At 72.7% G+C, this 17,750-nt stretch carries 15 protein-coding genes; 8 read left to right on the top strand and 7 right to left on the bottom strand.

Annotated features, from left to right (window positions below; translation table 11 throughout):
- The first annotated feature begins 36 nt into the window (after positions 1-36).
- Genes AB0F81_RS16305 through AB0F81_RS16285 form a run of 5 tightly spaced genes read left to right on the top strand, consistent with a single transcriptional unit; the run spans position 37 to position 5,059 of the window.
- Positions 37-816, top strand: a complete 780-nt coding sequence (locus AB0F81_RS16305; protein ID WP_360197424.1) for an SgcJ/EcaC family oxidoreductase — start codon at positions 37-39, stop codon at positions 814-816.
- A gap of 9 nt (positions 817-825) precedes the next feature.
- Positions 826-2,052 carry a M50 family metallopeptidase gene (locus AB0F81_RS16300; protein WP_360197421.1) on the top strand — a complete coding sequence of 409 codons (1,227 nt, stop codon included), beginning with the start codon at positions 826-828 and terminating at the stop codon, positions 2,050-2,052.
- A 31-nt stretch (positions 2,053-2,083) separates the two neighbouring features.
- Positions 2,084-2,269 (top strand): hypothetical protein, encoded by a 186-nt coding sequence (locus AB0F81_RS16295; RefSeq protein WP_360197419.1) that lies wholly within the window; start codon positions 2,084-2,086, stop codon positions 2,267-2,269.
- Entirely contained in the window at positions 2,266-2,667 is a 402-nt protein-coding gene (locus tag AB0F81_RS16290) for a hypothetical protein (protein WP_360197416.1), read from the top strand. Before AB0F81_RS16295 ends, AB0F81_RS16290 begins: the two co-directional genes overlap by 4 nt.
- Before the next feature lie 52 nt (positions 2,668-2,719).
- Entirely contained in the window at positions 2,720-5,059 is a 2,340-nt protein-coding gene (locus AB0F81_RS16285; protein ID WP_360197413.1) for an excinuclease ABC subunit UvrA, read from the top strand.
- A gap of 1 nt (position 5,060) precedes the next feature.
- Here the strand turns inward: AB0F81_RS16285 and AB0F81_RS16280 are convergent, their stop codons facing one another.
- Both AB0F81_RS16280 and AB0F81_RS16275 read right to left on the bottom strand, forming a co-directional pair.
- Positions 5,061-5,228 (bottom strand): hypothetical protein, encoded by a 168-nt coding sequence (locus tag AB0F81_RS16280; protein WP_360197410.1) that lies wholly within the window; start codon positions 5,226-5,228, stop codon positions 5,061-5,063.
- A gap of 384 nt (positions 5,229-5,612) precedes the next feature.
- Positions 5,613-6,275: a TetR/AcrR family transcriptional regulator gene (locus AB0F81_RS16275; RefSeq protein ID WP_360197407.1), complete on the bottom strand. Its 663-nt coding sequence runs from the start codon at positions 6,273-6,275 to the stop codon at positions 5,613-5,615.
- A gap of 80 nt (positions 6,276-6,355) precedes the next feature.
- Here AB0F81_RS16275 and AB0F81_RS16270 point away from each other — a divergent pair, with 80 nt between their 5' ends.
- On the top strand, positions 6,356-7,246 hold the full coding sequence (locus AB0F81_RS16270) for an alpha/beta hydrolase (RefSeq protein ID WP_360197404.1): 891 nt from the start codon (positions 6,356-6,358) through the stop codon (positions 7,244-7,246).
- A 1,513-nt stretch (positions 7,247-8,759) separates the two neighbouring features.
- Here the strand turns inward: AB0F81_RS16270 and AB0F81_RS16265 are convergent.
- Positions 8,760-9,992, bottom strand: a complete 1,233-nt coding sequence (locus tag AB0F81_RS16265; protein WP_360197401.1) for an MFS transporter — start codon at positions 9,990-9,992, stop codon at positions 8,760-8,762.
- 73 nt (positions 9,993-10,065) lie between these two features.
- Between AB0F81_RS16265 and AB0F81_RS16260 the strand changes: the two genes are divergently transcribed.
- The gene (locus AB0F81_RS16260; RefSeq protein ID WP_360197398.1) at positions 10,066-11,070 is read left to right on the top strand and encodes a LacI family DNA-binding transcriptional regulator; all 1,005 of its coding nucleotides are present in this window, start codon (positions 10,066-10,068) and stop codon (positions 11,068-11,070) included.
- 501 nt (positions 11,071-11,571) lie between these two features.
- Here AB0F81_RS16260 and AB0F81_RS16255 read toward each other — a convergent pair.
- The 3 genes from AB0F81_RS16255 to AB0F81_RS16245 form a co-directional block, all read right to left on the bottom strand.
- The gene (locus AB0F81_RS16255; protein WP_360197395.1) at positions 11,572-11,865 is read right to left on the bottom strand and encodes an RICIN domain-containing protein; all 294 of its coding nucleotides are present in this window, start codon (positions 11,863-11,865) and stop codon (positions 11,572-11,574) included.
- A gap of 196 nt (positions 11,866-12,061) precedes the next feature.
- Positions 12,062-13,471 (bottom strand): aldehyde dehydrogenase family protein, encoded by a 1,410-nt coding sequence (locus tag AB0F81_RS16250; protein WP_360197392.1) that lies wholly within the window; start codon positions 13,469-13,471, stop codon positions 12,062-12,064.
- Positions 13,468-15,426, bottom strand: a complete 1,959-nt coding sequence (locus tag AB0F81_RS16245) for a GMC family oxidoreductase (protein ID WP_360197390.1) — start codon at positions 15,424-15,426, stop codon at positions 13,468-13,470. The genes AB0F81_RS16250 and AB0F81_RS16245 overlap by 4 nt, the downstream gene beginning before the upstream one ends.
- A 145-nt stretch (positions 15,427-15,571) precedes the next feature.
- Here AB0F81_RS16245 and AB0F81_RS16240 point away from each other — a divergent pair, with 145 nt between their 5' ends.
- On the top strand, positions 15,572-16,690 hold the full coding sequence (locus tag AB0F81_RS16240) for an NAD(P)/FAD-dependent oxidoreductase (RefSeq protein ID WP_360197387.1): 1,119 nt from the start codon (positions 15,572-15,574) through the stop codon (positions 16,688-16,690).
- Here AB0F81_RS16240 and AB0F81_RS16235 read toward each other — a convergent pair.
- On the bottom strand, positions 16,644-17,270 hold the full coding sequence (locus AB0F81_RS16235; protein ID WP_360197384.1) for a methyltransferase domain-containing protein: 627 nt from the start codon (positions 17,268-17,270) through the stop codon (positions 16,644-16,646). The two genes, AB0F81_RS16240 and AB0F81_RS16235, sit on opposite strands and share 47 nt — an antisense overlap.
- Positions 17,271-17,750 lie beyond the last annotated feature (480 nt).

Here is a 17,750-nt window from a genome sequence, read left to right as displayed (position 1 = left end):
GCGATGGATTTGCGGCGGCAGCCGGGTTGTAGGGGTATGAGCGACGAGAAAATCATCACCGGCCTGATCGAACGCTGGGTGGCCGCGATCCGCGCCACCGACCTGGACGGCGTGCTCGCCGACCACACCGACGACATCGTGATGTTCGACGTGCCGCCGCCGCAGGACGGCGCCCGCGGCATCGACGCCTACCGGGCCACCTGGCCGCCGTTCTTCACCTGGATCCGTGGCGGGGCGGTCTTCGAGCTGGTCAGCACGGAGGTCACCGCCGGGGCCGACATCGCCTACGCCCAGCTGCTGCTGCGCTGCGGCTCGCCGGGAGCCCTGGAACGTCACCCGGACCACCGGCTGCGCATCACGCTGGGCCTGCGCAAGGAGGCCGGCCGCTGGCTGATCGCGCACGAACACCACTCGTTCCCGCTGGCCGGGGACTCGTCGGCGGAGATCCGGGAGCTGCACGACGCGTGGTTCGCCGCCACCGCGGCCGGGGACCTCGACGCCCTGATGGCGCCGATCGCCGAGGACGTGGTGTCCTACGAGCACGAGGCGCCGCTGGCGTACACCGGGCGCGCCGAGGTCCGCGAGGTCTGCCGCCGCGGGCTAGAAGCCGGCGGCGGGCCGGTGAGCTGGCAGGTCCCGGACCTGACCGTGGTGACCGACGGGGACCTGGCGGTGGCGTGGGGCCTCAACCACATCGAGGGCCCGGGCGTGCCGGAGACCTGGTCGCGCGGCACCCGGGTCTTCCGGCGCACCGACGGGCGGTGGGAGATGGTGCACCAGCACCTCTCCTACCCCGTCGACACCGGGAAACCCTAGAGTGTGCTGATGTCGAGGGTCCTGTTCACCGTCGCCTTCGCGATCGCGGTGCTCGTCTCGTTCAGCCTGCACGAAGCCGGGCACATGCTGACCGCGAAGCGGTTCGGCATGCGGGTGAAGCGCTACTTCGTCGGCTACGGCCCGACGGTGTTCTCCTGGCGCCGCAACGGCACGGAGTACGGCCTGAAGGCCATCCCCGTCGGCGGCTTCTGCAAGATCGCCGGCATGGTGCCGGACGACCCGGTGGAACCGGCGGACCGGCACCGGGCGATGTGGCGCTTCCCGCTGTGGAAACGCACCGTGGTGATGGCGTCCGGGGCGCTGACCCAGTTCGGGCTGGCGATCGTCGCGCTGTGGTTCGCGGCGGCCTGGGTCGGCGTGCCCAACCTCGACTACCCGCAGACACCGGCGCAGTACGCGGCCCAGCCCGCCGCGATCCTGGTCGGTGACTGTGTGACGCCTGAGGCCGCGCGGGCCTGCACCAGCGCCGACCCGGCGTCCCCGGCACGAGCCGCGGGCCTGCGCGACGGCGACGTGGTGACCGCGGTCGGCGGGACAGCGGTGAGCTCCTTCGGCGACCTCGTGTCGGCGGTCCAGCGAAGCACCCCGGGTCCGGTCGAGATCGCCTTCACCCGGGACGGGCGGGGCGGCACGGTGACGGCCGATCTGAGCGCGGTCCAGCGCCCGGATCCGGCCGGCACCGTCCGCACCACCGCGGCCCTCGGTGTCGACCTGCGGATCTCCGCGCCGCGGGAGATCACCTACGGGCCGGCCGGCGCGTTCGGGGCGACCGTGACGTACTCCGGCTGGCTGGCCGGGCAGACCGTGGAGGCCGCCCAGCGGATCCCGGCGAAGGTGCCGGCGCTGTGGCGGTCCGTCACCGGCGACGAACGGGACCCGGACACGCCCATCAGCGTGGTCGGGGCCAGCCTGATCGGTGGCGAGGCGGCCTCACTGGGGCTGTGGTCCACCGTACTGATGATCTTCATTGGGTTGAACGTCTTCATGGGCTTGTTCAACCTGGTGCCGCTGCTGCCGCTCGACGGCGGCCACATCGCGATCTGGTGGTTCGAACGGGCGCGTTCGTGGCTGGCGGCCCGGCGCGGGCGGCCCGATCCGGGCCGGGTCGACTACTACCGGCTGATGCCGCTCACCTATGCGGTGATCCTGATCGGCGCCGCGTTCACGCTGCTCACCGTGACCGCCGACGTCGTCAACCCGATAACCATCCAGTGACCGGCGCCCCACCTCGGGTTACGCTGTGCCCATGGAGCAGGAGACCAGCGCCCAGCGCAGCATGACCGAGGTGCTCGCCGACCTCGGTGTGCCGGTGACCGCTGAGGGCAAGGCCCGCGCCAGCGAGCGCCTGCGTGACGCGGACGCTCGGCGTGATCACGCCGAGCGCGCGGCGTTCCTGGCCGAGATCCGCCGGCGGCCGGCCACCGCGGCGTGACCGACGGGAAACGGGCGGTCCGGCTGGTGCTGGACGCCTCAGCCGTCGTGGGCTGGCTCAGTGGTTCGGTCGCGGTCGGTGAGCTGATCGCCGAGATCGACGACGAGTTCGGCGCTGCCGTTCTCCCGCTGAACTGCCTGGTCGAGGCCGCGCACACGACCGCGATGCTGCAGCAGGCCCACCTGGAGATCCTGATCGGCCACCGGGCGGTGTCGGTGCTCGCCGACGACCCGGACGACTGGCTGGCGCTGAGCACGCTGCGCGGCATCGTCGGCAGCGCCGACCGGGCCTCGGCGGCGATGCTGGCCCTGGACGCGGGCGTGGACGTGCTCACCCGCGACGCCCGGTGGTACGCGGGGGTGGCCGGCGGCCGGATCGCCCTGGAATTCGACCGGTAGCTGACGGTAGCGTTCTCGGGTTGCTCAAGGACTGCAATCAGGGGGAGAGAGCATGAGCGAGCACCGCGTGATCCGCGTGCACGGCGCCCGGGTGAACAACCTGAAAGACGTCAGCGTCGAGATCCCGAAACACCAGTTGACGGTCTTCACCGGGGTGTCCGGATCGGGCAAGAGCTCGCTGGTGTTCGGCACCATCGCAGCCGAGTCGCAGCGCCTGATCAACGAGACCTACAGCACGTTCGTGCAGGGGTTCATGCCGACCATGGCCCGCCCGGACGTGGACGTGCTGGAGGGCCTGACCACGGCGATCCTGGTCGACCAGGAGCGGATGGGGTCGAACCCGCGGTCCACGGTCGGCACGGTCACCGACGCGAACGCGATGCTGCGCATCCTGTTCAGCCGGCTCGGGCAGCCGTACATCGGCTCGCCGCAGGCGTTCTCCTTCAACGTCGCCTCGATCTCCGGCGCCGGCGCCGTCAAGATCGAGAAAGCGGGGGTGGTCACGAAGGAGCGGCGCTCGTTCAGCATCACCGGCGGCATGTGCCCGCGGTGCGAGGGCCGCGGCTCGGTCACCGACTTCGACCTCACCCAGCTCTACGACGACAGCAAATCGCTCAACGAGGGCGCCCTGACCATCCCCGGTTACAGCATGGACGGGTGGTTCGGCCGGATCTTCCGCGGCGCCGGCTACTTCGACCCGGACAAGCCGATCAGCAAGTACACGAAGAAGGAGCTGCACGACCTCCTCTACAAGGAGCCGACGAAGATCAAGGTCGACGGGATCAACCTGACCTACTCCGGGCTGATCCCCTCGATCCAGAAGTCGATGCTCTCCAAGGACGTCGATGCGATGCAGCCGCACATCCGCGCGTTCGTGGAGCGGGTGGTGACCTTCACCGCCTGCCCGGAGTGCGGCGGCAGCCGGCTCGCCGAGCACGCCCGGTCCTCGAAGATCAAGGGGATCAGCATCGCCGACGCTTGCGCCATGCAGATCAGCGACCTGGCCGAGTGGGTGCGCGAGCTCAAGGAGCCGTCGGTCGCGCCGCTGCTCGACAAGCTGGGCCACACCCTCGACTCCTTCGTCGAGATCGGGCTGGGTTATCTGTCGCTGGAACGGCCGGCGGGCACGCTCTCCGGCGGTGAGGCGCAGCGGACCAAGATGATCCGGCACCTGGGGTCGGCGCTGACCGACGTGACGTACGTCTTCGACGAGCCCACCATCGGCCTGCACCCGCACGACATCGCCCGGATGAACGACCTGCTGCTGCGGCTGCGCGACAAGGGCAACACGGTGCTGGTCGTCGAGCACAAGCCGGAGGCCATCGCGATCGCCGACCACGTCGTCGACCTCGGCCCGGGCGCCGGCACCAACGGCGGCACCATCTGTTTCGAGGGCACCATCGACGGGCTGCGGGCCAGCGGCACCCTCACCGGCCGGCACCTCGACGACCGGGCGTCGCTGAAGGCTTCGGTCCGCAAGCCCACCGGCAAGCTTTCGGTACGCGGCGCGGACACCCACAACCTGCAGAACGTCGACGTCGACATCCCGCTCGGGGTGCTGGTCGTGGTCACCGGGGTGGCCGGGTCCGGCAAGAGCTCGCTGATCCACGGCTCGGTGGCCGGGCGGGACGGGGTGGTCGCCATCGACCAGGGCGCGATCCGGGGGTCGCGGCGGTCGAACCCGGCGACGTACACCGGACTGCTGGAACCTATCCGCAAAGCCTTCGCCAAGGCCAACGGCGTCAAACCGGCGCTGTTCAGCGCCAACTCGGAAGGCGCCTGCCCGAACTGCAACGGCAACGGCGTGATCTACACCGAGCTGGGGATCATGGACACCGTGTCGACCCCGTGCGAGGTGTGCGAGGGCAAGCGGTTCGAGGCGTCGGTGCTCGACTACCACCTCGGCGGCAAGGACATCAGCGAGGTGCTGGCGATGTCGATGGCCGAGGCCGAGGAGTTCTTCGGCGCCGGCGAGGCACGGATCCCGGCCGCGCACACGATCCTCAAGCGGCTCGTCGACGTCGGCCTCGGCTATCTGAGCCTGGGCCAGCCGCTCACCACCCTGTCCGGCGGCGAACGGCAGCGGCTCAAGCTGGCCACCCACATGGGCGAGAAGGGCGGCATCTACATCCTCGACGAGCCCACCACCGGCCTGCACCTGGCCGACGTCGAACAGCTGCTGGGCCTGCTCGACCGGCTCGTCGACGCCGGCAAGTCGGTGCTGGTCATCGAGCACCACCAGGCCGTGATGGCGCACGCCGACTGGATCATCGACCTGGGCCCGGGCGCCGGCCACGACGGCGGCCGGATCGTCTTCGAGGGCTCACCGGCCGAGCTGGTCGCCGCGAAGAACACCCTCACCGGCAAGCACCTGGCCGAATACGTCGGCTGAGTCAGCCGGCCATGCCCGGCGACCTGTAGATCATCGGGACGCGGAAGCCCTCCAGCCAGCCGGTCAGGCGCGAGGCTTCCGCGTCCAGGGCGCCCAGGGCGCTCCCGGTCACCTCTTGCGACAACCGCAGTCGTACGCGGCCCGCGGCGTCCTGTGTTCTTCCGTCCACCCAGACGGTGGTGCCGGCGTTGCCTTCAGCACTCGGGAGGCGGTCCACGCCTCGCCCGTGCGGTCGATCATCGGCACCCGGGCGCGGATCTCCCGGGCGGTGAGCCCCTCGGTCAGCGTGCGGCGCATGGCGAGCTGTTTGACCACGTGGGCTCGTCATACAGCGCCCGGTCGACGTCGGCGATCTTCATCTCGCCGGTCCGTGTCCAGCAGGTGAGGTGCACGGTGGCGGGCTCGGTGGCGTGCAGCCCGCGCCGCCTCCAGCGGGCTGCCCACCGGGGTGGCCAGCGCGTGCCGCGCTGCCAGCCGGCTTCGGCGTTCCTGGTCGGAGACGTGGCGCAGGTGGGCGCTCATGCGGTCTCGCGCTCTCCGGTCCGCCGGCTGATCATTCCTCCCCCAGCAGGCCGACGAGAACCCGCGACAGCGTCTCCTCGAAGCGTGGCGCCGGCGTCAGCGGGCCACCGGTCAGGGCCGCGGTCAGGTGCGGGTGCCGGCCGGCCGCGATGACGTGGGCCAGGTAGGCGCCCTGCCTCTGCCGGGCGCCGGAGCTGCCGTTCATTTCGTTGAGGGCGAGCGCGGCGGTGAGCGTGCTCATCACGGCGAACGCCTCCAGCTTGCGGCCCGCGCCGGCCGGGTGCTCGGCGAGGATCGCGAGCACGTGTTCCAGCAGGTCGGTGCCGTGCGGCCCGAGCGCCGACCGGGTGAGCACCAGCTCCGGCAGCCAGGGGTGGCGCAGCATCAGCTCGCGGCCCTGCCGGCACACCTCCAGCAGGCCCGCGAGCCAGGGGCCGCCGGGCGGCGGGAGCTGATAGGCGGCCGCGGCCTCGTCGGTCATCAGGTCGAGCAGGTCGTCGCGGCTGTCGACATAGCGGTAGAGCGACGCCGCGCCGGTGCCCAGCTCGGCGGCGACGCGGCGCATCGAGACGGCGGCCAGCCCCTCCCGGTCGGCCAGCGTGATCGCGGCCGCGGTCACCTCGGCCCGGGAGCGCTCGGCAGGCCGGCCCACTCCCGTGCGCCGTTCCCGTAGCCATACCGGCACCGTCTCCATGCCACTCCTCTCGTTTGCGCCCAGCCTACCGTTCTGATTACAGTGTTCGCGAACGATGTTCTCGAAGGGAAGAGGCGGCGATGTTCCGGACTCCGTACACGGCACGCAACGGCGACGTACGCCTCGCCGTCGACGACCTCGGCGGCGCCGGCGGCGAACCGCTGCTGCTGCTCATGGGCCTCGGTGTCTCCCGCCTCTGGTGGCCTGACGGCCTGGTCACCGCCTTGATCGACGCCGGTTTCAGCGTGGCCTCGTTCGACGGTCGCGACGCCGGCGGCTCCACCCACTTCGACGACGTTCCGACCGGCAACCCGGTCTCGGCCCTGCTGCGCCGGCGCCCGCCCGCCTACACCGCCGAGGACCTGGCCGACGACACCGTCGCCGTGCTCGACGCGCTCGGCTGGCAGCGCGCCCACCTGTTCGGCATCTCCCAGGGCGGCCTGGTCGCCCAGCGCACGGCGCTGCGCCACCCGCACCGGGTGCACACGCTGACCTCGTACGCCGCCGTGCCCAGCGACGCCCGCGGCGCCGCCGTCCTGCGCTACGTGCGCCTGCCGTTCCTGACCCGCCTGACCCGCATGCGCCACCCCGCCGGTCGCGCCGGCGATGTGGCGGCCGGCCTCGACCTGGCCCGGGCGATCGCCTCCCCCGGCTACCCGTTCGACGAGCAGGACGCCCGCCTGCGCGTGGAACGCGAACTCGACGCCGGGCTGCCCAGCGGTGTCCGCGACAGCCGCGCCCAGGCCCGCCAGGTCAGGGCCCCGTGGCGCGGCCCGCGCCTGCGGGATCTGCGGGTGCCCACCCTGGTGCTGCACGGTGAGCGGGATCCGCTGATCCGCCCGTCGGCCGGCCGCCGCCTCGCCGCGTCGGTGCCGGGCGCCAGATATGTGGAGCTGGCGGAGACCGGCCATGATCTGCCGCGGGAGGTGTGGCCGACGGTGGTCCGCGAGATCCGCGCCCTGGCCGGGTGAGGCTCGCCTCCCGGCACACCGCCCCAGCGCAGACCGTCCACATGCCCGCCGCATGCGCCGCCGAACGCCACACCCAGCCCTCGCCGCCAGCCAGCCCACAAACCCCCGCATGGGCCGGCGAACGCCATGCCCCCAGCCCTCACCGCAAGCCGTCCCACATACCCGCCGCATGCGCCGGCGAACGCCATGCCCCCAGCCCTCACCGCCAGCCAGCCCACATACCCACCGCATCAACCGGCGAACGCCACGCACCCAGCCCCCACCGCCAGCCAGCCCACCCGCCGCTCGGCCGTAGCCCAGTCGCCCTAGGGTGCGGCGCCGCCTGGGAAGCGACGCCCGGCGTGCGTCAACGCCCCTCTAAGCCAAGTTCGGCCATGGAGGTTGGTCCTTGGACTTGAGGCACCTTCGGGTGGCGCTTCCCCATCGGCTTGGTCGCTGACGGAGGCTTTGTCGTACGGCCCTCGAATAGCGGCTCGCTGCGACACTCTCCCCCGCTCTAGCGGCGTAGATCTTGGCGAGCTCCGCCCGTATATCAGCCCGAAATTGCCTAGATCACCTACCCACCGTGGCGACTTGCCGAAGACCGCTGCCGCCGCGGCAGCCCGTGGGTGCTCCTGCACGCTTGGACGGGCTCAAAGCCGCAAAATGGGCGCCGGAAGGGGGGCCTGCTCATCCTGCACCAGCACCTCGGACCAGCCGCCATGCGGCCGTGAACGACCTTGGGTGTCTATCCACGCCGGCTCTCAGGCACAAGATCGGCGTGGGCGAGGCGGCAGCCGGCAGGCTTGGCGGTTTCGGGCACTTGACCTTCGCCGTCGGGTCCGACGCCGCTGCCGGCCAGCAGCACAACCGATAGCAGATCGCGCATTCCGCGTGCTCAGAAGGCGTCGCAGGTGTCGTCACCGCGCGCGAGATCTACCTGCCGCAGCCCAGGGCGGCGATCGCCCGGAGCGGCAAAAGCATCGTGATCGACTCGCCTCGCAGCACCGCAGTCCGCTCGGCCGTAGCCCATCTACCCTACGGAGCCACGTTCACCTGGATGGCCTACGGCCCAGCGTGCTCGGCCGTAGCCCATGGGCCTCAAGCAAACCGCATTACCCGGATGACCTACGGCCCGCCATGCTCGACCGCAACCAATCCGCCTCACCGAACCGCGGTTACCTGGACGGCCTACGACCCGACACGCTCAGCCACAACCCAACCGCCCAACCGCGATTACCTCGACGACCTACGGCCCGACACGCTCAGCCACAGCCCAACCGCCCTACGGGACCGCGCTTGCCTGGATGGGCTGCGGCGCGGCACGCTCGGCCGTAGGCCATCCGCCCCTACGGGACCGCGCTTGCCTGGATGGGCTGCGGCGCGCTCGGCCGTAGGCAACCGAGCGACCGGAGCCGCGTCACGGGGATGAGATATAGCCGGATGGCGGGCGGGCCATGACCGAGCCCCGAGCCGGGCCCGCCGCCCGGCAACCCAGCCGGAAACTGCCGGGCGCCCCACCGACGCCGGCAGGTCAGGCCGGGACCGGCTCCCGATCGGGTTCGGCCGCCACCTCGGCCGGCCGCAAGCGGAAGCTGAGCACCGCCAGCAGGAACCCGACCACCGTCAACCCCACCCCGATCCACGCCGACGCGAGATAACCCCAGCCCGCCGCGATCACCGCTCCACCGAGGGCGGCGCCCACACCGTTGGCGATGTTGAGCGACGACTGGTTGACCGCCGCACCCATCAGCTGGGTGCCCGGCGCCGCGGCGATCAGCTGCGCCTGCAACGCCGGGACGATGAACAGGCTGGCCGCCCCGACCAGGAACGAGCCGAGGAACAGCCCGGCCGGGTGGGCCGCGGCCACCGCGAAGAATCCCGCCGAGCCCAGCAGCCCGGCGAAGCCGAGCATGACGCTGCGCCGCAGGTTGCGGTCGGCCGCCACCCCGCCGACCGCGATGCCCAACGTCATACCGAGGCCCATCACCGCCATCACCCACGGCACGGTGCTCTCGGACAGCCCCGCCACCTGCGTCGTGACCGGCGCGACGTAGCTGTTCACCGCAAAGAACCCGCTGGTGCCGACCGCCACGACCAGCGCGACCAGCCAGACGTGCGGCGACCGGAAGGCCCGCAGCTCAGCCCGCGGCGACCCGCCGGGCGCGGCCGCCACCGGCGGCACGGTGGCGAGGACCGCGAGAAGGGTGAGGGCGAAGACGCCGGCCACCGCGAGGTACGCGACGCGCCATCCGGCCGCCTGCCCGAGGGCGGTGATCAGAGGTACGCCGAGCAGGTTCGCCGCGGTCAGCCCACCGATCACGATGGCGACGCCTTTGCCCTGGTTGCCGGGGCCGAGGATGGTGGCGGCGAGGATGCCGGCCGCCCCGAAGTAGGCGCCGTGGGCGAGGGCGGCGACGAACCGCCCGGCGAGCACGAGTTCGAAGGTGGGCGCAAGCGCGGACGCGGCGGTGCCGGCGACGACGAGGGCGAGCAGGCCGAGGACCAGTTTGCGGCGCGGCGCCCGGGCGGTGAGCGCGGCGATGGTGGGTGCACCGACCACGACACCCAGCGCGTAGATGGTGATCATCCAGCCGGCGGTGGCGACGGCGTCCGGGGCGGAGCGGGCGTACGCCTCGGGCAGCATGTCGCGGGCGATCTCCGGCAGCAGTCCCATGGCGGCGAACTCGGTGAGGCCGAGCCCGAAGCCGCCCAGGGAGAGGGCGAGCAGGGCCGCCCAGCGGCGGCCGGCGGTCAGTGTGTCCACGAAGATCGACTCTAGAACGTTCTAGTCTGCGCGGCGATAGAACGTTCTAGTGATCACAAAGTAGGATTCCGCCATGCAGTCAGGGGACCGCAGGCCTACCCTCGCCGATGTCGCCACCGAGGCCGGGGTGTCGGTCGCGCTCGTCTCGATCGTGATGCGCGGAGCGCCCGGCGCCGGGGCGGCCACCCGCGAGCGGGTCCTCGAGGTGGCCCGCCGCCTCGGCTACCAGCCGGACAGTCGCGCCCGGCTGCTGCGCAGCGGCCGCAGCCGCCTGCTCGGCGTCGTCTTCGACGTCCGCCACCCCTTCCACCACGATCTGCTCACCGGCCTCTACGACGCGGCCGGCGAGGTGGGGTACGAGCTGACGCTGAGCGCCGTGACTCCCCGCCGCGAGGAGCACACCGCCGTCGAAGGTCTGCTGCAGGACCGCTGCGAGGCCCTGATCCTGTTCGGCGGCCGGATGCGCACCGCCGACCTGGCCGGCATCGCCGCCCGCCTGCCGGTGGTCGCCCTGACCCGCGGGGTCCGGCACCGCGACGTCGACGTGGTCCGCACCGACGACCCGCTCGGCTCCCAGCAGGCCGTCGACCACCTGGTAGCGCTGGGCCACCACCGGATCGCGCACGTCGACGGCGGCACCCTGCACGGTTCCGCCGAGCGCCGCCAGGGCTATCACGACGCGATGCGCCGGCACGGCCTCGCCGACCTGGCCCGCGTCGTTCCCGGCGGCGCCGGCGAGGAGGACGGCGCCCGGGCCGCCGCGCAGCTGCTCGCCGACCCGCCGACCGCGGTCACCGTCTTCAACGACCTGTGCGCCACCGGCCTGCTCGACGTGCTGCGCCGCGACGGCCTGGACGTGCCCGGCGACATCAGCGTGGTCGGTTACGACGACAGCAGCTTCAGCCGCCTAGCCCACATCGACCTGACCACGATCGCCCAGGACGTCGATGCGATGACCACCCACGCGATCACCCGGGCCGTAGACCGCATCGAGGGCAACCCGGTCTCCCCGCGCGAGGTGGTCATCGCGCCCCGCCTGGTCGTGCGCGGCACAACCGGCCCGCTGGTCACCGGGTGACGACTTGCAGCCGCGTCGGCGCTCCCCGCGAGCGAACTGTCGGCCCCGCGCCGCAGCGCGACACCGGGGGCATCACTACCGCGGCCAGCACTTCCGGCCGCACGCGAGGGTCGGCATCATCGCCGCACGCGAGGGTCACCGCACGCGAGGGTCGGTGTCATCGCCGCACGCGAGGGTCACGCACCGCACGCGAGGGTCGGCATCATCGCCGCACGCGAGGGTCGCCGCACGCGAGGGTCGGCGTCATCGCCGACGTCGGCGATGACTAACCGGGCCGCCGGATGGTCGAAGGCGTAGTCCCGCAGGTCGCGCAGCGCGGCCGCGCGCACGCATCGTCGCGGCCCCTGGCGGCGAACCGCCGGCCTCACCCTGATCCACTCGGTGGTCGTGGTAGCCGACCGGCACGGTCTCGCGTTTGACGTCGCCGCGCTCGCCGCCGGGCAGACCGAGCCGCCGCCGAGGAAACCCGCGGACCCGTTGCTCATGCCCGGCGGCCGTGGGTCAACCGCGACGAGTTCTGGAGACGCCAGGTCTGATTGACGCCGCGATGATCAGCGGGGCGCCGCTGGTGGTCACCCAGGCGTCCGCGTCGAGGCATTTGCCGGACGGCGGGTTGCGCAAGGCGCCGTTGACGAACTGGCCACCGGTGGTGTTGCAGATCCACTGCTGACGCCCTCCAGCGTCGCGTTGCCGCGACCGCGCTGACGGGTTGCGTGCGGCCTTGAGCACGGTGCAGTCGGCGATCGCGGCCGAACCGAGGATCGGGACGGCGATTCCGGTCGCCGGGCCGGCCACGCATTTCGCGTACCAGCCGGGTGACGACGGACTGCGGCACCGGCCGTTGCACGACCGCCTCCGCGCGCGGGGCGGAGGCGGTCGCCGCCGGAGCCGGTCCGCCGGGCACGGCGGACCGGCGAGGCACACCACGAGCAGTCCCGTCACCAGGCCACGGTTACGGCAGCCAGTCGACGCTCGCTGATGGCTTCGACAGTTACAGCTGGATGGACTTGACCTGGGTGAACTCGAGGATGCCGTAGGGGCCGAGCTCACGCCCGTGCCCGGACTGCTTGTACCCGCCGAACGGCGCGAGCGGGTTGAACACCGCGCCGTTGATCTCGACCTGGCCGGTGCGCAGGCGGCGGGCCACCCGCACGGCCCGGTCCCGGTCGCCCGACCACACCCCGCCGGCCAGGCCGTAGTCGCTGGCGTTGGCGATGCGGACGGCGTCGTCCTCGTCGTCGTAGGGCAGGATCGCCAGCACCGGACCGAAGATCTCCTCCCGGGCGATCGTCATCTCCGGGGTCACGTCACTGAACACTGTCGGCCGTACGAAATAGCCCTTGGTGTTCGGGGGTGAAGCCCCGCCGCAGACCAGCCTGGCGCCCTCGGCCTCGCCGCGCGCGATGTAATCGCGCACGCGGTCGCGCTGCGCCGCGGAGACCAGCGGGCCGAGCGCGGTGCCCGCGTCGAACGGGTCACCGACGGTGATTTGCTCGGCGACCGCCGCCGCGATCTCCTCGACCACCGGCAGCGCCGCGCGGGGCACCAGCATGCGGGTCAGCGCCGAGCAGGTCTGCCCGGAGTTGAGGTAGCACTTGGCGATGCCGTCGGCGACCGCCTGTTTCAGGTCGGCGTCGTCGAGGATGATGTTGGCGGACTTGCCGCCGAGTTCGACCGCGACCCGTTTGACCGTGGCCGCGGCGACCTCGCTGACCCGCCGCCCGGCGCGGGTGGAGCCGGTGAACGACACCATGTCCACGTCCGGGTGCCCGGCCAGGGCCTCGCCGACCACGTCGCCGTAACCGGTGACCAGGTTGAACACGCCGGGCGGCAGGCCCACGTCGTGCAGGATCCCGGCGAGCACGAAGGCGCTCAGCGGCGCCACCTCGCTCGGTTTGACGACGATCGTGCAGCCGGCCACCAGCGCCGGCGCGACCTTCGCGGCCACCTGGTGCAGCGGATAGTTCCACGGGGTGATCGCGGCGACCACCCCGGCCGGTTCGCGCACCACCATCGAGTTGCCGATCCGCTGCTCCCACGGCAGGTCCTCGGCGAGGTGCTGCATGGAGGCGAAGGTGGCGGCCGGCAGCGCGGCCTGTACCCCGGCGGCGAACGGCAGCGGCGAGCCCATCTCCGTGGCGATCAGCACCGCGATCTCCTCGGCGCGTTCCTGCAGCCGCAACGACACCTCGGTGCAGACCGCGATCCGGTCCGCGAGCGGCGTCGCGGCCCAGCCGTCGAAGGCCGCGCGGGCCGCGGCCACGGCGGCGTCAGCATCAGCCGCGGTGCCGGCCGGCACCGTGGCGAAGACCTCTTCGGTGTACGGGTTGACGACGTCGATGGTCGTGTCGCCGGTCGACGGCACCCATCGTCCGCCGATGTAGAGCTGGTCGGTGTTCACCGCTCCTCCTTGATCTTCTCGGCGGTCCGGGCGGCCAGAGCCATGATGGTGATCATCGGATTCGTGCCGGACGGCGTCGGGAACGCCGACGCGTCGCCGATCCACACGCCCGGGGTGTCGTGCAGCTCGCCGCGCGGGTCGGCGACGCTGGTGGCGGGATCGGCGCCCATCCGGCAGCTGCCCATCTGGTGCGCGGAGAAGAGGGTGGCGCCGCCGGCCCGCAGCGGCAGCCGCTGGGCGCGAGCGATGTAGGCGGTCAGGTCGTCGCCGTACCGCCAGGGTGGGATGCCGCGGCCGAGGACCCGGATGCCGCGGGCGCCGGCGGCGTGGTGCAGCCGGATCTGCGCCTCCAGGGCGCGGTGGGTGTTGCGGACGTCCAGCGGGTCGGTCAGCGTGTACCAGGCGACGGTGTTGCCGGCGGCGTCGAGGGTGACCCGGCCGTGCCCGTGGTCGCGGACCAGGCCGATGAACGAGCCGTTGTTGCGGTAGTCGGCGAGCGCCTGCTTGTGTTCGGCGGCGGTGCTGAACGGCAGCGCGGAGGCGCCCAGCCCGGTGGTGTACTGCACGCTCTCCATCAGGAAGCCGTAGCCGTCCTCGACCGCGGCGAACTCGTTGACCAGGCCGGCGTGCGGGGCGCCCCACCAGGCCCGCATGTCGGTGCCGTAATCGCCCATGGTCACCGTGCACGGGTGCAGCCGCAGGTACTCCCCCACCGCCGGGCCGCCGATGCCGGAGCGCAACAGCACCCCCGGCGACTCCAGCGCGCCGGCGGCGAGCACGACGACCGGGGCGCGGACCGTCACCGCCGCTTGCGCGGCGCCGTCCTCGCTCGTCCACGTTCCCTGTACGCCGGCCGCCCGCCCCCCGCTGACCAGGATCCTCTCCACCCGGCAGCCGTCGACGACCCGGGCGCCGTGCTCGGTGACGGCCGGTTCCAGATAGACCTTCAGGGTGGAGCGTTTCGCCCCGGACCGGTCGCCGAAGCCGAGGTGCCCGGCGATCGCCGCGTCGTGCCGCTTCTCGTCCGAGTTGCGCTGCACGGTGGCGAACGACCAGCCGAGCGCGTCCGCGCCGCGGTGCATCGCCTCGTGCACCCGGTTCAGCTCGGAGCACCGGTCGTTGACCGACAGCTCCCGCCAGACCGCGTCCAGGTGCCGGTCGAAGGCGGGGGTGGCCACGTCGGTCAGCCCGTGCTCGTCGGCCCACTGCCGGCGCACCCAGTCCTTGGTACGGATGCAGTTGGTCCAGTTGATCACCGTGCCGCCGCCGAGGCCGCTGCCGGCCATCAGGGTGACGTTCAGGTCACCGGTCGGCTGGGGCCCGCCGCGCCAGTAGGACGCCTGGTAGCCGGCGAGTTCGAGCTGGTGGAAGTCGGCTTCGGTGCGGTAGCGGCCGGCTTCCAGCACGACCACGCGGGCCCCGCCGGCGGCCAGGCGCCCGGCGATCAGCCCGCCGCCGGCGCCGGAGCCGACCACCACGACGTCGGCCTCCAGGTCCAGGTCGCCGTCCGGGCGCAGCGGGGTGATCACGGGTTCGTCGGCCGGCGGGACCTCGGTGACCGGTCCGGGATAGCCGAACCGGGTCCAGTTCGGGTTGCGGCCGGTCGCGTCGGTGGCGCCGTAGGTGAGCAGGAGGATCAGGCTGGTCAGCGACCCGATGCCGGCCGCGGCCTGCGCCGAGGCGAGCGACAGGGTGGTCAGGATCTGCTCGCGGGACTCCTGCGAGGCGGTGCGGAAGCCCTGCGCGCCGAGCACGTCGAGCAGGCCACCGACCGCCTGCCGCTGCTCGGCCGGCATGGCCGCGAGGGTCGCCAGGACGCCCTGGTCGGCGCCGACGTCGGTGGCACGGCGCGCCCAGAAGCCGTCGGTGTCGTCCGGGTGCGCGATCGAGGGGACGATGGTGTCGCAGAGCTGCCGCAACACCTCCGTCTGGGAGGCGGAGAGGATGTCGGTCACGAGGCGGTCCTCCTGCTTCGGTGGAGAAGGGGTGGCCGTGCGTCCTCAATGTACGACCGTCAGTACGTGACGAGGGTGTGCAGATCTCGCGCGGATCGGGTGCAGGCCACCGCTGTCCGGCCGGTGCGGCCCTAGCGTCACGGCCGTGGAGAGAGTTGACGTGCTGGTGGTGGGTGCGGGCCTGGCCGGGTTGCACACCGCCCGGCGGCTCGCCGAACGGGACCTGAGCGTGCTGGTGGTGGACCGGCGGCGGTCCCTGTCGACCGGCATCCGCACCACGGGCATCTTCGTACGCCGTACCCTCGACGATTTCGACCTGCCGGACCACCTGCTCGGGCCGGGCGTGCGCGACGTGCTGGTGTATCCGCCGTCGCGGCGGTCGCCGGTCCGGCTGACCAGCGACCGTGACGAGTACCGGGTGGCCGACATGGCCGCGGTCTACGAGCACGCCCGGCAGGCCGCTGAGGCGGCCGGGGCGCGCGTGCTGCTCGGAGTGCGCTATGACGGCGCCGGGCCGGTGCCGGCCCGGTTCGTGATCGGCGCGGACGGCGCCCGCTCGCGAGTGGCCCGTGAGCTGGGGCTGGACGTCAACCGCCGGTTCCTGGTCGGCGCCGAGCTGATCCACCCGATCGCGCCGGGCGGCGCCGCGCCGGCGTTCCACTGCGTGCTGGACCCGCGGGTCGCCCCGGGCTATCTGGGCTGGGTGATCGACGACGGCCGGCACGCGCACGTGGGCGTGGCGGGCCGGCCGGGCGCGATGCGGGCCGGGGTCCGGCATCTGCTGGAGGCTTTCGCCTCGGACGCGCCGGGCCGCCCGCCGGTGGCCGGCCCGGTGGAGCGGCGCGGCGGCCCGATCCCGGTCGGTGGGGTGCTGCGCCGGCTGGCCTGCCCGGGCGGGCTGCTGGTCGGTGACGCGGCCGGCGCGGTGTCGCCGCTGACCGCCGGCGGGCTCGACCCGTGCCTGCGCCTGTCCGAGCTGGCCGCCGAGGTGACCGCCGACTTTCTGCGCACCGGCGACGAGCGGGCGCTGCTGCGCTACGACGGCAGGGCGCTGCGGGCCCGGTTCCGCGGGCGGCTGCTGATGCGCCACGCCTTCGCCGGTCTCAATTTCCCGGCCGCCGCCGAGGCCGGCGTCGCGCTGCTGCGGCACCGTGCCGGCCGGGCGGCGGCTGCCCGGGTCCTGTTCGGCGACGGCTCGTTCCCCGACGTGCCGGTGGTCAGGCCGGGCGCACCGCGTGGAGGCGTTCCACGGTCCCGGCCTTGATCCGCTCGGCCTCGACGACCCGGAAGCCGGCGTGCTCGACCAGCGGCCGCTGCCGGCGGGTGAAGTGCTCGCCGGCGGTGGCGATGGTGACGCGCTCCAGCAGCCACTGGGCGGCGCGGACCGGCGGCCAGGTGCTGGCGATGTGGTCGAGCAGCAGAAGCCGCCCGCCGGGCACCAGCACCCGGCGCATCTCGGCGATCGCCGCGCGCGGGTTCGGGATGGCGCACAGCGACAGCGCGCAGACCACGGTGTCGAACGACTCGTCGGCGAACGGCATCCGCTGCGCGTCGCCCTCGCGCAGGTCGGCGTCGCGGTGCAGGCCGGCGGCGCGGCGCCGGGCGTGCGCGAGCATCTCCGGGCTCAGGTCGAGGCCGGTGATGCTCGCGCCGGCCGGATAGTGCGGCAGGTTACGGCCGGTGCCGACCCCGACGTCGAGGATGCGGCCGGCGGCCCGGGCGCCCAGCCACTCCCGGCCGCCGGTGAACCAGTGCCGTTCCAGAAAGGCGATCTGCCGGTCGTAGCTCGGCGCGCTGCGGTCCCACACCCGGCGTGCCTTGGCGGTCCGTTCCGATGCGTCCACGACCTTCACGGTAACGGCCGCATGCCCGACAGCGCCGGTGGCGGGCGCGGTGGGACGGGGAGGCCGGGCCACGCAAATGGCTGGAGCGGTTCCGCGCGGGCCTCGTCGGGCCGCCGGGAGCTGCGCGGGTCGTTCGGGCCGCGGCCGCCGGGGTGAGGGCCTGCCGGGCCCGCCGCAGAGTCGCGACGTTGCCCGCGGTGATCGCGGCGCGGGCGGACAGGCATCACAGCGCCTCGGTCAGCAGGCCGGGTGGCGGGTCGGGCAGGCCGGCACCGATCGCGTCGCGCCGGCCGGCCTGTCCGGTGGCCCGGCAGCTCTGCATGACGGTGCCGTCGATCGTCGCCGACTACCGGGCCTCGGCCGGCATCGACGTTGACCCGCTAGGTGTGATGTCCAGCCAGGTTGTTCAACCGGGTGATGGGTGCGCGTTTGCCGATGGCGGTGTGGGGTCGATGGTGGTTGTAGTCGTGCAGGAATGCC

This window comes from Actinoplanes sp. NPDC024001 (genome assembly GCF_040638955.1).
In the GTDB taxonomy this organism is placed as follows: domain Bacteria; phylum Actinomycetota; class Actinomycetes; order Mycobacteriales; family Micromonosporaceae; genus Actinoplanes.
This window is presented reverse-complemented; position numbering and strand designations above follow the sequence as displayed.